Raw genomic sequence first — 15,100 nt, forward strand, 5'->3', positions numbered from 1 at the left:
ATGTCCGGTGGGCTGAGAAGCGCACGGGCTAGCTCGACCGGGCGAGAGAGCGCGATCGGCGCATGAGAACCATGCCGCGGCAGCTGCATCGCGCGCCGAAACGCGCCGTCGGACGCATGAAATATTAGGTTTTACCGGCCAGTATCGACGAAGCACAACCCCTCGGCCCACCATCGCCCCGAGCCAGACGATGCCCCGACCACGGACATTCCGCGCGCTGTCCGTCGCCATCGGTCTGGTGCTCGTCCTGGCCATGGTGGCCACCGCCGCCTCGCTGTGGAACGCCCGCGAGCACGACCTCCAGTCCGGCGTGCGCGAGGCCCGCAACACGGCGGTGGTGCTGGCCGGCCAGCTCACACGCGCGCTGAATGCGATCGACATCGCGTTGCACGAGCTAGCGTCGCGGATCGAGGCGGAGAACGGGCCGGATACCGAAGGAGCACCGCGGATCACCGATCCGAAGGCGCTGCGCGAAGCGATGCTGCACTGGCGCAGTCGGCTGCCGCAGGCGTTCAACATCGCGGTCGCCGACAGCCAGGGCCGGATCGTGCTGTCCACCGCGGGATGGCCGGCCCCCGACATCAACGTCGCCGACCGCGAGCACTTCCAGGACCTCGCCGCCAACGACGATGGCCGCATGAGCGCCTCGTTGCCGTTCCGCAACCGGGTCGACAACGAGCCGGCAGTGGCGTTCGCACGGCGCATCAACAGCAACGATCACCGCTTTCTCGGAATCGTCTTCGTCAGCCTCAGCCTCCGCTACTTCGAGCAGGTCTACCGGCCGATCGAGGCGCTGGCGCATCAGACCTTCATGCTGGCGCGCTCCGACGGTCGGGTCTACCTCCGTCATCCGGACACGCTGGATCGTGCCGGCTCGCTGGTGCCGTCTGGGTCGCGATGGTACGAGGTGGTGGCCAAGGGCGGCGGCAGCTATCGTTCGCGGGGCATATTCGACAACGTCGCCCGCTGGGTCGCGGTCGAGTCGTTGCAGGGCCACCCCCTGGTGGTCAGCATCGGGGTTCCCGAAGACGTGCTTCTGGCGGAATGGCGGGCGCACGCTCTCGTGGTCGGTGTCGTCACCGCCAGCTTTCTGGCGGCCGTCCTGTTCTTTCTCACCCAGATGACGCGTCAGTATCGCCTGCTCAGTGCATCGGAGATCTCGCTGGCCGAGAAGTCGGAGGCGCTGGTTCGCGAGCACGGCGAGGTGATGGCCCACAAGGCGGAGCTTCAGCTCCGCAACCGCAGGTTCGATGCCGCCCTCAACAACATGAGCCAGGGGCTGGCGATGTACGACGCGCAGGCGCTGCTCGTGGTCTGCAATGCGCGCTATGGCGAGATCTACGGCATCCCGCCCGGCGTCACCATGCCGGGTGTCCCGATGGCGGAGGTGCTCACCGCCTGCTCCAATCTGGTGATCCCGCCGCTGGAGGCCGAGCACATCGTGGTCCAGCGCATCGATGCGGCTGCTCGGGAGAAGGCGTGCTCCTACGAGTACCGGCTGCGCGACGACCGCATCGTGGCGGTCACCAACCGGCCGATGCCGGGCGGCGGCTGGCTGTCGACCCACGAGGACGTCACCGATCGCCGGCAGGCCGAGGAGCGGATCAAGCGGCTCGCCCACAGCGACCTGCTCACGGGCGTCGCCAACCGCTCGCACTTCCTCGAGGAGATCGCGGTGGCGCGCCGCCGGCTGGAGATCGAGAAGCGGCCGTTCTCGGTGCTGATGCTCGATCTCGATCATTTCAAGCACGTCAACGATTCACTCGGGCATGCGGCCGGCGACGCCCTGCTGAAGGAGGTGGCGGCCCGGCTTCGCGGAGCGCTGCGCGCCGTCGACGTGCTGGCCCGGCTCGGTGGTGACGAGTTCGCCGTGATCCAGACGCCGCCGCGCGAGTTCGTGCCGGAGGAGGATGCCTCCGACGTGATGGCGGAGAGTGCCATCGTGCTGGCCGGTCGCATCATCGACCTGATCGACCAACCCTTCGACGTCGACGGCCACAAGGTGGTGGTCGGCGCCAGCATCGGCATCGCCATGGCGCCGAAGGACGCCGTCGATGCCGACGAGCTGATGAAGAAGGCCGATCTCGCCCTCTACACGATCAAGGCCGGCGGCCGGAACGGCTTCGCCTTCTTCAATCAGGCGATGGCGGCCACCGCCGACGAGCGCCACCGGCTCGAGGTGGATTTCCGCGAAGGTCTCGCCCGCGGCGAGTTCGAGCTGTACTACCAGCCGCTGGTCGATGCGGTGACCCAGCAGCTTCGCGCCATGGAGGCTCTGGTGCGCTGGAATCATCCCGACAAGGGCTTGATCGCGCCCGATCGTTTCATCGCCATGGCGGAGGACACCGGCCTCGTCGGGGCGCTCGGCGAGTGGATCTTGCAGACCGCCTGCGCCGAGGCGGCGACCTGGCCCGACCACGTCAAGATCGCCGTCAACATCTCGCCGGTGCAGTTCCGCAAGACCAACCTGCTCGACGTGATCATGTGCGCGCTGGTGGATTCCGGGCTGCCGCCGGAGCGGCTGGAGATCGAGATCACCGAGCGGGTGCTGCTCGAATGGCAGGCCGATCATCTGTCCATCCTGCACCAGCTCAAGAATCTCGGCATCTCGGTGGCGCTCGACGATTTCGGCACCGGCTACTCGTCGCTCAGCTATCTGACGACGTTCCCGTTCGACAAGCTGAAGATCGATCGGTCCTTCACCCGCGACCTGCTGGCCCGTGACCATTGCGGTGCCATCGTCTGCGCCATCGTCAATCTCGGACGCTCGCTCGACATGCTGACGCTGGCCGAGGGGGTGGAGAGCGAGGCGCAGCTTCGCATGCTGCGGGCGGCCGGCGTCGATCAGGTGCAGGGCTACTATATCGGCCGGCCGGCGCCGGCCCGCGATCTCGTCTTCGAGACAGGGCGGCGGCAGCAGGCCGGCGCCCGGGACACCGACACGATCAGACTCTCATGAGTGACAGCCGGACCATCATCGAGGAGCTGGAAGAGGCCCTGTCGACGCGCCCCATCGGCTACCGGGCCGAGGCGTTGCGGCGGATCACCGATCTGTTTCTCGGCAGCGCATCGACCTATGACGAGCACGAGGTCGCGCTCTACGACGACGTCATGGTGCTGCTGATCGGCGAGATGGAGACGGCGGTGCGGGCCGCGCTCGCCCGGCGGCTGGCCGCGATTCCCAATGCGCCGCAGAACCTCGTCCGCAAGCTGGCCCAGGACGAGGCGATCGACGTCGCCGGGCCGGTGCTCACCACGTCGCCGCGGCTCGACGACGACGAGCTGGTGGCGGCGGCCAGCACGGCGAGCCAGGATCATCTGCTGGCGATCTCCAAGCGGGCGGTGGTCAGCGAGGCGGTGTCGGACGTGCTCGTCACCCGCGGCGACCGCACCGTCGCGTTGTCGACGGTGGCCAACAAGGGCGCGCGGTTCTCAGCGCGCGGACACGATATCCTGGTCGAGCGATCGCGCGAGGACGACGAGCTGGCGGCCGGCGTGTGGACACGCCAGGACATCCCGCGCCATCATCTGCTCAAGCTGTTCGCGGTCGCCTCCGAGAACGTGCGCCGCCGCCTGGAGTCGGTCGACGGCCAGTCCACGCGGGTGTTGCGCACCATGCTGTCCGAGGTCTCCGGCCGGGTGCAGGAGACCGTGCGGATGCGGTCGAGCGACTATTCCGAGGCGTGCCGCATCGTCGAGGCGCTGCGGCGCGCCGGCGAGCTCGACGAGGCCAAGCTGCGCGAGTTCGCCGCCACCGGGCGCTTCGACGAGACGACGGTCGCCTTGTCGGTCTTGTCCGATCTGCCGATCGGGGCCTGCGAGCGCGCGCTGGTGCAGCCGCGCGCCGAGCTGGTGATCCTCGTCGCCAAGGCGATCGGCCTGTCGTGGAACACCACCAAGACCATCCTGCGCCTGCGCGACGGCCACAATGCGCCGGACCGCAATGCCGAGTATCTCGCCGCCTACAGCAAGCTGCGGCCCGAGACGGCCCGCAAGGCGATGAACTTCCTGCGGCTGCGCGAGCGCGCCGCCCACGCTCAGGCGCACGCCCAACCTCACGCCCCGGGCCGCGAGTAATACGAGATCCGGCTGATCGATTCGTCGTCGTTCCGGGGTGCGGCATCCGGATCGGCGCGTCGCGCCGTCCGGGCGCCGCAAACCCGGAACCCAGCGAAACACGTATCACGCGGCAGACTTTTGACTCTCGGCTGGATTCCGGACAGCCGCTTCGCGGCTTCCGGAATGACCACCCACTGGATCAGCCGGATCTCGTATGACGGGCGCCGGCCGCGGCGTCGGATGTCGCCGCGCTCACGCCGGCGGCGCGCCGGGGCTGCGGGGGAGAGCGAACGCGCGCGGCGGCGGCGCGGCGGCATGCAGAGCGAGCACGCGGTCGACCATCACGCCGGCGGCGCCCGTGTAGGCGGCCGGATCGCACAGGCGCTCCACGGTGTCCCGATCGAGCTGCGCCGTCACCGTCTCGTCCGCCATCAGCAGCTCGGCCAGCGGCCGGCCGCGCGCCGATGCGGCGCGCGACAGCGTGGCGACGAGATGGTGCGCCTCCGCCCGGCCGAGGGTCGGGGCGAGCCCCATGGCGACCGCCTCGGCGTTGATCAGCCCGCCGGTGATGTCGAGATTCGCGCGCATGCGCGCCGGGTCGACCGTCAGGCCGGCGGTGAGCGCCCGGGTGTGGGCCAGCACGCCGGCGGCGAGGCAGAAGATCTCCGGCACCACGATCCACTCGCTCTGCCAGGCGCCGCTCGTCCGCTCGTGATCCGCGATCATCGCCTCGGCGAGCACGGCGGCGAGCTGGCGCACCACCGGCACGGCGGCGAGAACGAGCACCGAGGAGACCGGGTTGCGTTTCTGCGGCATGGTGCTGGAGGAGCCGCGGCCGGGCGCCGCCGCCTCGCTCGCCTCGGCCACCTCGGTCTGCATCAGCAAGGTGACGTCGCGGGCGAGCTTGCCGCAGGTGCCGGCGACGAGCGCCAAGAACCCGCCGGTCTCGGCGATGCGGTCGCGCGCCGTGTGCCAGGCGATCTCCGGCACGCCGAGGCCGAGCTCGGCCATCAACGCCTCGTGCACGGCTGGCCCCTCGTCGCCGAGCGACGCCAGGGTGCCGACGGCGCCGCCGAGCTGGCCCACCAGCACGCGCGGCGCCAGGGCGGCGAGCCGCTCGCGGTCGCGCAGCACGGCGGCGAGCACCCCCGCCATCTTGAATCCGAAGGTGGTCGGCACGGCGTGCTGGAGCTGGCTGCGCGCCGCCATCGGGGTGTCGCGATGGGTGCGGGCGAGATCGGCGAGGGCCTCGGCGATGGCGACGAGATCGGCGTCGATCAGCGCGAAGGCGTCGCGCATCTGCAACGCCGTCGCGGTGTCCATGATGTCCTGGGTGGTGGCTCCGTAATGGACCCATTGGCCGAGATCGTCGCGGCACAAGGCGCCGAGCTGGGCCACCACCGGCTGCACCGGGGCGCCGATCCGCTCGGTGTCGCGCTTCAGCCGGTCGAGATCGAACTCGTCGAGGGCGGCGTGGCGGGCGATCTCGTCGGCCGCCGCGGGCGGGATCACGCCGAGCCGGGCCTGGACGCGGGCGAGCGCCGCCTCGATGTCGAGATAGAGCCGAAGCCGATGCTCGTCGGAGAACAGGTGGCGCATCGGCGCGGTGGCGACGACGTCGCGCAGGATCATCGAGTCGAGGGCGGAGGCGGGCATCGCGGGGGTCCTTCTCGCGGGCGCGGGCCGGACGGGGGTGCCGGCGCACCGTCCGGCGCGGACGGGGCGCGGTCCACCTCACGGATAGACCGGATTGGCGAGCGTGGCGATCCGTGCAAAGTCGTTCCATGCCCGAGACGCCAGAGATCCGGCTGCTGCCCCCTGCGCCCGACCGCGGGGCGAACCGCCGTGGCGGGTCGGGACAGCAGGCCGCTCCGGAGCTGCGGATCGTGCCGGGGGGGCGGCCCGCCCCGCCGTCCGGGTGCAGCGGGGAGCCTGCCGACGTCGGCGCGCCCGCGGCGCCGCCGCTCGGTCCGGCGGTCGCGCCGGAGGCCGGGCCGCAGGCCGCCAAGGTGGTGCCGTTCCGGCAGCGGGGGGGCCGCGGACCCGTGGCCGTGGCGGCACCGCCGGTCGCCGCGGAGCGGCCGGCGCCCCCGCGTCCGGACGCCTCGCGGGTGACGGCGCTGACCGCCGCCCTGTTGGCCTCGATGGCCGCCCATGCGGCGCTCTATGTCCTGATCAGCCGGCCGCCGCCGCCGCTCGCCAGCATCGGGCTCGAAGCCATGTCGGTCGAGCTGGTGCTCGGCGCCGATACCCCGGCGGGCCTGGCGGCGGTGCCCAGCCCGCACGAGGCGGAGGCGGTCGCCGGGGCGCCGTCGCCTGGTCCTCCGGCGCCCGAGCCGCCCACCGAGACGTCACCCGGCGAGACGCCGCCGCCGGGGCAGCCGCCCGAGCCTGCGGCCGAGGCGCCGCCCCCACCCACCGATTCGCCCTCCGCCGCCACGGCCGAGGCGGCACGGCCGCCGGCGCCTCCGGACGACGCCGAGCCGCTGCCCGCCACCGCGGCGACGCCCGAGCGCCCGCCCGAGCCCGCCATCGCGGCGCCGCCGAAGCCGGCCGATCCGCCCGCCGCCCGGCCGCCGGAGAAGCGCATGGCAGCGCGCTCCGTCACGCCCCGGGCGGAGACCCGGACGCCTGCCCGTGACAAGCCGGCCGGTCGCGACGGCGAGCGCCGCGCGGCGGCATCGTCGCCGTCGGCGCCGGGGTCGAGCGGCATCGGGATCGGCCGTTCCGCCGCACAGTCCAACTATCCGGGGCTGGTCGCCGCGCATCTCGCCCGCTTCAAGCGGTTTCCGGCCGAGGCCCAGGCGCGCGGCGATGCCGGCGTCGCCATGGTGCGCTTCGCGCTCGACGGCGGCGGTCGGGTGGTCTCGGTCGCGCTGGTGCGCGGCAGCGGCAACCCGGTTCTCGATCGCGAGAGCACCGACGTGGTGCGGCGCGCCTCGCCGTTTCCGGCACCGCCGGACGGCCGGCCGCACAGCTTCACCCAACCGATCCGCTACAACATCCGGTGACACGGATCGCGGCCCCCCCACCACCGCGCGCCCGGCTTGCCGCAGATCGTGAAAAGCCCTTACTGAACCGTCGGTTACGTAGTCGCACGGAGGGGTCCGCGAGCGGTTGTCGCAACAGACGACCGGAAGTCGAGCCGGGGCGTGAGCGTGGTCTTCGGCGTGCCGGGTCGGTGATCGCCCATCACGATCGCTGATGTCGCGGGACGCGCCATGTAATTCCAAAGACAAAAATTTTGTTTCCGGAGATCGAATTCGGTCAGTTTTGAGAGATTCTGAGGTGAGCGCATGCAAGTAACCATGTGCCTCGCATTGTATCACCTGTTCGACATGACAATAACACTCGGTTTAGAACGCTTAAAAAGTGCTGGTTTCTTTTGCAATCGAGCCCTGGTTGCCCTATGTCGATGTTGTTCCGCCCGGCGGCCGACGAGACCCTTCGAGAACCCGGAAAACTACCGTCGTCATGATCGTCTGTTCCTGCAACGTTCTGTCTGATCGCCAGATTCGCGAAGTGATGAGCGAGCAGGCGCCGCGCATGACCAGCCAGGTCTATGGTTGTCTGGGGTGCAGCGCCCAGTGTGGCCGCTGCGCCCGCACCATCCGCCGGATCATGGACCAGGCGCTGGCGGCGAGCGGCTGTCCGCGGGCCTGCGCGTGCTGCCCGGCGGCGGCGAGGGACGACGCCGACAGCCAGGCGACCGCAGCGCCGCTCGGCGCGATGGGCCCGGCGGATGCCGGCCTCCCTGGCCAAGTATCCTAAAAATCACATGAAATCCGCGGCCGGCAGGGCCGCCTCTCGGGGCCGTGATGCAGCCGCGGCCGTGCCCCTTGCCTTGGCGGGGCCGTTCCCCCAGTTTGTGGCGGCACGACGGACGCGCCGGCGCGGCACCGCGCCACGAACCACCGCGCCATGAACGGAGCATGCAGGATGAAGGGCGACGCGAAGGTCATCGAGTACCTGAACAAGGGGCTGCGGAGCGAGCTGACTGCGATCAACCAGTATTGGCTGCACTACCGCATGCTGGACAATTGGGGCTTCAAGGACCTCGCCAAGAAGTGGCGCAAGGAAGCCATCGAGGAGATGGAGCACGCCGACAAGTTCGTCGATCGCATCCTCTTTCTCGAAGGGTTCCCCAACCTCCAGGTGCTCGACCCGCTCCAGATCGGCCAGAGCGTCAAGGAGGTGCTGGAGTGCGACCTGGCGGCCGAGCAGGGCGCCCGTGCGCTCTACCAGGAGGCGGCGGCCTACTGCCACAGCGTCAAGGACTATCCCTCGCGTGACCTGTTCGAGGAGCTGATGGCCGACGAGGAAGGTCACATCGACTTCCTGGAGACTCAGCTCGAGCTGATCGCCAAGATCGGCGTGGAGCTGTACTCGCAGCACCACATCGGCGAGCTCGACGAGGACTGATTGGTCGCTTCCGACCGTCTCGGCCGGACGCGGGCGCGGCGGCGCGCCCGCGGGCCGGTGCCTCGCCGCGCGGCGGCGGGGCCGCCGTCGGTATTCCTGTCGTATTTGTAATGACGCCTACGGGTCGGTGCGGCACTACAATCGCCTGAAATCGAGTCCAAGAGCATGCGGCCCCGCCGAGTGCCGATCGGTGGCCCGGTGGTTCATCCGACGACCGGCGCCGATTCCGCACGCCGGCGCCAGCCAGGCGACGCGCGCCCCGCGCGCCGGCCGCAGAAGAGGAGGTCGGTCCGTGGCGACCGGCCGAGCGACGTGAACGAGTTCCGATCCGAGCCCGTCTCCTCCTCCCGGCCCCGACGCGGGCGGGGCGGGCGCACGGTGCCGTCTGTCGTCCCGTCCACCGTGGCCGTGCTGCTGCTGCCGCTGCTGGCCGGTTGCTTCGTCGACACCGAGAAGCCCGAGCTCGCCCTCGACGTGCCCGGCCGCTACGTCGAGGGACGGGGCACCGCCGAGGTAGGCCCGGCGCTCGACTGGTGGCGCGGCTTCCGGTCCGGCGAGCTGACCCGGCTGATGGAGGAGGCGCAGACCTCCAATCTCGACATCGCCGCGGCGGTCGCCCGCATCATGCAGGCCGATGCCCAGGCGCGGGTCGCCGGCGCGCTGCTGCTGCCCGCTCTGTCGGGCGCCGGCAGCGCCACCCGCACCCGCTCGGCCGGGGCGGCGAGCGGCAGCGGCATCAGCACCGAGCGCAGCCTGTACAGCACCTCGCTCAGCGCCAGCTACGAGCTGGACTTCTGGGGCAAGAACCGCGCCGGCCAGCTCGCCGCCGACGAGATCGCGGTGGCGACCCGCTTCGACCGCGACACCGTGGCGCTGACCGCCATGGCGAGCGTCGGCAACGCCTACTTCCAGCTCGTCGCCGCCCAGGACCGGCTGCGCATCGCCCGTGACAACCTCGCCGCCGCGAACCGTATCCTGAGCCTGATCCGCGAGCGCTTCGCCGCCGGCACCGCCAACAGCCTCGACGTCTCTCAGCAGGAGTCGCTGGTCGCCACCATCCGGGCCAATCTGCCGGCCTTCGAGATCACCATCCGGCAGAACGTCGCGACGCTGGCCGTGCTGGTCGGCCGCACGCCCGAGCACTTCGCCGTCAAGGGCGGCACGCTCGACGCCGTCGCGGTGCCGCGCATCGCCCCCGGCCTGCCGTCCGACCTGATCAACCAGCGGCCCGACATCCGCGCCGCCGAGGCCCAGCTCGTCGCCGCCAACCACTCGGTCGAGCAGGCGCGCGCCTCGTTCTTTCCCAGCATCCGGCTGACCGGGCAGAACGGCGTGCAGAGCGCCGCGCTGGCCAGCCTGTTCGGCCCCGGCGCGTGGTTCTACACGGCCGCCGCCTCGCTGAGCCAGCCGATCTTCGACGGCGGTGCGCTGCTCGGCCAGCTCGAAGGCAGCCAGGGCCGCCAGCTCGAATCGCTCCAGCTCTACCGCCGCGCCGTCATCAACGGCTTCGCCGATGTCGAGCGGGCCCTGGTGGCGTTGAAGCAGCAGACCGAGCGCGAGCGCCTCCAGACGGCGGCGGTGCGCGCCGCCCGCGAGGCGTTCTCCATCTCGGAGCAGCGGCTGCGCGAGGGCATCGTCGATTTCGTCACCGTGCTCAACACCCAGCAGACGCTGTTCACCGCCCAGGACGTGCTGGTGCAGGTGCGGCTCGCGCGGCTGCTCGCGGCGGTGAGCCTGTATCAGGCGCTGGGCGGCGGCTGGCCGCCGCGCATCGGAGGCAATCCCGCGTGATCAGCGGACCCGAACAGAGAGCGGACACGACGGCCGAGACGCCGTCGCCGTCCGAACGGCCGCGCCGCCCGCTGCGGCGCATTCTCGGCTATGCCGTGACGCTCGCCGTGATGGGCGGCATCACCTGGCTGATCATCAGCCAGAGCGGCTATCGCCCGGGCGGCGACGGCGCCGGCCCCGGCGGCCCGCCTGGCATGATGCGCGGCGGCGGGGGTGGGCGGCTCGGCCGCGACCAGCCGGTGCCGGTGCTGGCGGTTGCCGCCAAGGCCGCCGACGTGCCGGTCTACTATGACGGCGTCGGCACCACCCGGGCGCTCAACACCGTGACGGTGCGGCCGCAGGTGGACGGCCGCCTGCTGCGGCTCAACTTCAAGGAGGGCGAGGACGTCGAGAAGGGCTTCGTGGTGGCCGAGATCGACCCCACCATCTATCAGGCCCAGTACGACCAGGCGGTGGCCAAGAAGGCCCAGGACGAGGCGCAGCTCGCCAATGCACGGCTCGATCTCGAGCGCTATGTCCGCCTCGCCCAGACCAACGCGGCGACCAAGCAGCAGGCCGATACCCAGCGCGCCACGGTGGCCCAGCTCGAAGCGCAGGTGAAGGCCGATCAGGCCGCCATCGACAATGCCAAGGCGTATCTCGACTACACCAAGGTGGTGGCGCCGATCTCCGGCCGCACCGGCATCCGGCTCGTCGATGTCGGCAATCTGGTGAAGGCTGCCGATACCACCGGCATCGTGGTGATCACCCAGATCCGGCCGATCTCGGTCATCTTCACGCTGCCGCAGCAGCAGCTCGCCGCCGTGGTGAAGGCCGCCGACGAAGGCCGCCTGCCGGTGCTGGCGCTCGGGACCGATCGGCGCGGAACGCTCGACCGCGGCGTGCTCCAGGTGATCGACAATCAGGTCGACCCGACCACCGGCACGGTGCGGCTGCGCGCCGAGTTTCCCAATGCCGACCTCCAGCTCTGGCCGGGCCAGTTCGTCAGCGTCAAGCTGCTGGTCGACACGCTGGAGAAGGTGGTGACGGTGCCGACCGCGGCGGTGCAGCGCGGCCCCAACGGCACCTTCGTGTATGTGGTGCGCGAGGGCGACACCGTCGCGCTGCGCCCGGTGACGGTGACCCAGCAGGACGACACGACCGCGGTGATCGCCAGCGGCGTCGCGGCCGGCGACCGGGTGGTGACCACCGGCTTCTCGCAGCTCGCCGACGGCAAGCGCGTCACGCTCTCGTCGGGTGATCCGGCGGCCCCGGGCGGCGCACCGCCCGCCGGCGAGCGTCGTCGGCGGCCGTCGGGTGCGGCCCCGCAGGCCGATGCGCCGGCCGCGCCCCCGACTGCGGCGCCGTCGGGCGCCGCATCGCCGAGCGCGACGCCGCCCGGCGCGGCCTCGCCGCCTGCGGCCGGCTCCACCGGCGCCGCCGCGGCCGAAGGCGAGCCCCCGCCCGCCGCGTCGCCACGGCGCCGGAGCGAGGGGGCCGGCGGCGGGAGCGCGGTGCGATGAGCGTCTCGACCCCGTTCATCCGGCGCCCAATCGCGACCTCGCTGCTCGGGGTCGCCGTGATGCTCGGCGGTCTGCTCGGCTACTGGCTGCTGCCGGTGGCGTCGCTGCCGCAGGTCGACTTCCCCACCGTGCAGGTGACGACGCGGCTGCCCGGCGCCAGCGCCGACACCATGGCGGCCCTGGTGACGGCGCCGCTCGAACGCCAGTTCGGCCAGATCCCGGCGCTCGACTCCATGGTGTCGTCGTCGTCCTACGGGATCAGCCAGGTCACCCTGCAATTCGATCTCGGCCGCGACATCGACGCCGCTGCCCAGGACGTGCAGGCCGCCATCAACGCGGCCGGCTCGACGCTGCCACGCAACCTGCCGTACCCGCCGGCCTACGCCAAGGTGAACCCGGCCGACGTGCCGATCGTCACCATCGCGCTCACCTCGCCGACCATCCCGCTGCGGCAGATGAGCGACCTCGCCGACACCATGATCGCGCAGCGTCTCTCCGAGGTGAGCGGCGTCGGCCGCGTCTCGGTGCAGGGCAATCTCAAGCCGGCGGTGCGCATCCAGGCCGATCTCGCGCGGCTCGCCGCCTACGGCATCGCGCTCGAAGATCTGCGGTCGACCATCATCAACGCCAACGTGGCGAGCCCCAAGGGCTCGCTCGACGGCGCCCACCAGTCCTACACCATCGCGGCCAACGACCAGCTCGCCGCGGCGGACGCCTATCGCAACCAGATCGTCGCCTGGCGCAACGGCGCCCCGGTGCTGCTGCGCGACGTCGCCGACGTGGTCGACGGGCTGGAGAACAGCAAGGTCGCCGGCTGGTACCAGGACAAGCCGGCGGTCGTCATCGACATCCAGCGCCAGCCCGGCGCCAACGTGATTCAGACCGTCGGCCGCATCATGGCCGAGCTGCCGCGGCTGCGCGCCGCCATGCCGGTCGGTGTCGATCTCCAGGTGGTGAGCGACCGCACCGACACCATCCGGGCCTCGGTGCGCGACGTGCAGTTCACCCTGGTGCTGGCGATCGGCCTCGTCGTCCTGGTGGTGCTGCTGTTCCTGCGCAGCGTGCGGGCCACGCTGATCGCCGGCGTGGCGCTGCCGTTGTCGCTGGTCGCCACCTTCGGGGTGATGTGGTTCTGCGGCTTCAGCCTCAACAACCTGTCGCTGATGGCGCTGACCATCGGCACCGGCTTCGTCATCGACGACGCCATCGTGATGATCGAGAACATCGTGCGCCATGTGGAGGACGGCGAGGACCCGTTCCAGGCGGCACTCGACGGTGCCCGCGAGATCGGCTTCACGGTGATCTCGCTGACGCTGTCGCTGATCGCGGTGTTCATCCCGCTCCTGTTCATGACCGGCATCGTCGGCCGCATGTTCCGCGAGTTCGCGCTGACGCTGACCATCGCGGTGGTCGTCTCGGCGGTGGTGTCGCTGACGCTCACGCCGATGATGTGCTCGCGGCTGCTGCGCCGCCACGACGCCGGCGGTGGTGCCGTCGGCCGCGCCTTCAACCGCGCCGTCGAGGCGACGCTCGCGGGCTATCGCCGCAGCCTCGACTGGGTGCTGGAGCGGCAGACCGCGACGCTGGTCGTCACCGCGCTGACGCTCGCCGCCACCGTGTGGCTCTACCTGATCGTGCCCAAGGGCTTCCTGCCGTTGCAGGACACCAGCCAGATCGTCGCCGTCACCGAGGCCGGGCCGGACGTGTCGTTCGCCGAGATGGAGCGCCTCCAGGCCCAGGTGGTCGCCGCCGTGCGGCGCGATCCGGACGTCACCGGGGTCGTCTCGGTGATCGGCGTCTCGACCATGAACCCGACCCCCAATGCGGGCCGGCTCGCCGTGATGCTGAAGCCGCGCAGCGACCGCGCCGCCTTCGTCGACGCGGTGATCGCCCGATTGCAGGCCGCGGTGGCGCCGATCCCCGGCATGGTGGTGTACTTCCAGCCCGTGCAGGACATCCAGATCGGCACCCGGGCGAGCCGCGGCCAGTACCAGTACACGCTGACCGGGGTCGACGCCGCCGAGGTGACCGGCTGGGCCGACCGGCTGGTCACGCGGCTGCGTGAGGACCCGCGCGTCGTCGACGTCGCCTCGGAGGCTCAGGACGGCGGCCTGCGGCTGTTCGTCAACATCGATCGCGAGAAGGCGGGCCGCCTCGGCCTCTCCATGCAGTCGATCAACGATACGCTGTACAGCGCCTTCGGCCAGCGCCAGATCTCGACCATCTACGGCCAGGCCAACCAGTACCGGGTGATCCTGGAGGCCAAGCCCGAGTACCAAACCGATCCGAGCACGCTGTCCAAGCTGTTCCTGCCGGTGGGCAGCACCACCGCGGTCGGCTCGGTGTCGAGCTCGACGGCCGCGACCTGGACGGCGCCGTCGCTGTCCACCAACCTGGTGCCGCTGTCGGCGGTGGCGACGCTGGAGCGCACCACGGCGCCGCTCGCCGTGATGCACGACTCGCAGTTCCCGGCCGCGACGCTGAGCTTCAATCTCGCGCCGGGCGCCGCGCTGTCGGATGCCGTCGCCGCCGTCGAGGCGGCCGAGCGGGCGATCGGCATGCCGGCGACCGTCTCGGGCAGCTATTCGGGCGATGCGGCCGAGTTCGCCAAGTCGCTGGCCGGCGAGCCGTGGCTGATCCTCGCCGCCGTGGTGGCGATCTACATCGTGCTCGGCGTGCTGTACGAGAGCTACATCCATCCGCTGACGATCCTCTCGACGCTGCCGTCGGCCGGCGTCGGCGCGCTGCTGGCGCTCCTGCTGTTCCGGCAGGATCTCTCGGTGATCGCCCTGATCGGCATCATTCTCCTGATGGGCATCGTCAAGAAGAACGCCATCATGATGATCGACTTCGCGCTGGACGCCGAGCGCCACGAGGGAAAGTCGCCGCGCGACGCCATCGTCGAAGCCTGCATGCTGCGCTTTCGCCCGATCATGATGACGACGCTGGCGGCGCTGTTCGGCGCGCTGCCGCTGGCGGTGGAGCAGGGCACCGGGGCGGAGCTTCGCTTCCCGCTCGGCATCACCATCATCGGCGGCCTGCTGCTGAGCCAGCTCCTCACGCTCTACACCACGCCGGTGATCTATCTCGCCATGGAACGGTTGCGGCTGCGGCTCGGCGGCGCTCCGGTGGTGCCGGTGGCGCGGGCGGAGGCCGCTGCGCCCGGGGCGGCGGAGTAGGGGAGATGTGGCACGTGCCTTCACCCCCCTCCCTGTCCCTCCCCCACAAGGGGGGAGGGAACGCCGGAGCCTCTGGCTCGTCGCGTCCGGGACGCAGCATCCCGCGGGTTCGGTCATCTGCGGTGTCGCGAGCCGCAGCCTGCTCCC

The 15,100-nt window shown here is 71.0% G+C and carries 9 protein-coding genes; 8 read left to right on the plus strand and 1 reads right to left on the minus strand.

Going from position 1 to position 15,100, the window contains the following annotated elements; genetic code table 11:
- Nucleotides 1–190 precede the first annotated feature (190 nt).
- The gene (locus ACFQUV_RS15210) at nucleotides 191–2,959 is read left to right on the plus strand and encodes an EAL domain-containing protein (RefSeq protein WP_129611429.1); all 2,769 of its coding nucleotides are present in this window, start codon (nucleotides 191–193) and stop codon (nucleotides 2,957–2,959) included.
- Nucleotides 2,956–4,077, plus strand: a complete 1,122-nt coding sequence (locus ACFQUV_RS15215) for a DUF2336 domain-containing protein (RefSeq protein ID WP_129611430.1) — start codon at nucleotides 2,956–2,958, stop codon at nucleotides 4,075–4,077. The genes ACFQUV_RS15210 and ACFQUV_RS15215 overlap by 4 nt, the downstream gene beginning before the upstream one ends.
- Nucleotides 4,078–4,311: 234 nt before the next feature.
- Here ACFQUV_RS15215 and pcaB read toward each other — a convergent pair whose 3' ends face one another.
- Nucleotides 4,312–5,715 (minus strand): 3-carboxy-cis,cis-muconate cycloisomerase, encoded by a 1,404-nt coding sequence (gene pcaB / locus ACFQUV_RS15220; RefSeq protein WP_129611431.1) that lies wholly within the window; start codon nucleotides 5,713–5,715, stop codon nucleotides 4,312–4,314.
- A 128-nt stretch (nucleotides 5,716–5,843) separates the two neighbouring features.
- Between pcaB and ACFQUV_RS15225 the strand changes: the two genes are divergently transcribed.
- The 6 genes from ACFQUV_RS15225 (at nucleotide 5,844) to ACFQUV_RS15250 (ending at nucleotide 14,953) form a co-directional block, all read left to right on the plus strand.
- Nucleotides 5,844–7,070 carry an energy transducer TonB gene (locus ACFQUV_RS15225; RefSeq protein ID WP_378395179.1) on the plus strand — a complete coding sequence of 409 codons (1,227 nt, stop codon included), beginning with the start codon at nucleotides 5,844–5,846 and terminating at the stop codon, nucleotides 7,068–7,070.
- Between the two features lie 463 nt (nucleotides 7,071–7,533).
- Nucleotides 7,534–7,830 carry a bacterioferritin-associated ferredoxin gene (locus ACFQUV_RS15230; RefSeq protein WP_129607737.1) on the plus strand — a complete coding sequence of 99 codons (297 nt, stop codon included), beginning with the start codon at nucleotides 7,534–7,536 and terminating at the stop codon, nucleotides 7,828–7,830.
- A gap of 168 nt (nucleotides 7,831–7,998) precedes the next feature.
- Nucleotides 7,999–8,481: a bacterioferritin gene (gene bfr, locus ACFQUV_RS15235; RefSeq protein WP_111388746.1), complete on the plus strand. Its 483-nt coding sequence runs from the start codon at nucleotides 7,999–8,001 to the stop codon at nucleotides 8,479–8,481.
- A gap of 378 nt (nucleotides 8,482–8,859) precedes the next feature.
- A complete protein-coding gene (locus tag ACFQUV_RS15240) occupies nucleotides 8,860–10,272 on the plus strand; it encodes an efflux transporter outer membrane subunit (protein ID WP_244601450.1) in 1,413 nt (470 codons plus the stop codon).
- Complete coding sequence (locus ACFQUV_RS15245) at nucleotides 10,269–11,774, plus strand: efflux RND transporter periplasmic adaptor subunit (protein ID WP_371851662.1); 1,506 nt, start codon at nucleotides 10,269–10,271, stop codon at nucleotides 11,772–11,774. Before ACFQUV_RS15240 ends, ACFQUV_RS15245 begins: the two co-directional genes overlap by 4 nt.
- Nucleotides 11,771–14,953 (plus strand): efflux RND transporter permease subunit, encoded by a 3,183-nt coding sequence (locus tag ACFQUV_RS15250; protein WP_129607735.1) that lies wholly within the window; start codon nucleotides 11,771–11,773, stop codon nucleotides 14,951–14,953. The genes ACFQUV_RS15245 and ACFQUV_RS15250 overlap by 4 nt, the downstream gene beginning before the upstream one ends.
- Nucleotides 14,954–15,100: the final 147 nt, after the last annotated feature.

It is taken from the genome of Rhodoplanes sp. P11 (assembly GCF_964266735.1).
In the GTDB taxonomy this organism is placed as follows: domain Bacteria; phylum Pseudomonadota; class Alphaproteobacteria; order Rhizobiales; family Xanthobacteraceae; genus Rhodoplanes; species Rhodoplanes serenus.

Bases quoted from the DNA above. Each gene is read 5' to 3' on its own strand.
- ACFQUV_RS15225 (WP_378395179.1), top strand. From the start codon at position 5,844: ATGCCCGAGACGCCAGAGATCCGGCTGCTGCCCCCTGCGCCCGACCGC.
- ACFQUV_RS15215 (WP_129611430.1), top strand. From the start codon at position 2,956: ATGAGTGACAGCCGGACCATCATCGAGGAGCTGGAAGAGGCCCTGTCG.
- ACFQUV_RS15250 (WP_129607735.1), top strand. From the start codon at position 11,771: ATGAGCGTCTCGACCCCGTTCATCCGGCGCCCAATCGCGACCTCGCTG.
- pcaB (WP_129611431.1), bottom strand. From the start codon at position 5,715: ATGCCCGCCTCCGCCCTCGACTCGATGATCCTGCGCGACGTCGTCGCC.
- ACFQUV_RS15230 (WP_129607737.1), top strand. From the start codon at position 7,534: ATGATCGTCTGTTCCTGCAACGTTCTGTCTGATCGCCAGATTCGCGAA.
- bfr (WP_111388746.1), top strand. From the start codon at position 7,999: ATGAAGGGCGACGCGAAGGTCATCGAGTACCTGAACAAGGGGCTGCGG.
- ACFQUV_RS15210 (WP_129611429.1), top strand. From the start codon at position 191: ATGCCCCGACCACGGACATTCCGCGCGCTGTCCGTCGCCATCGGTCTG.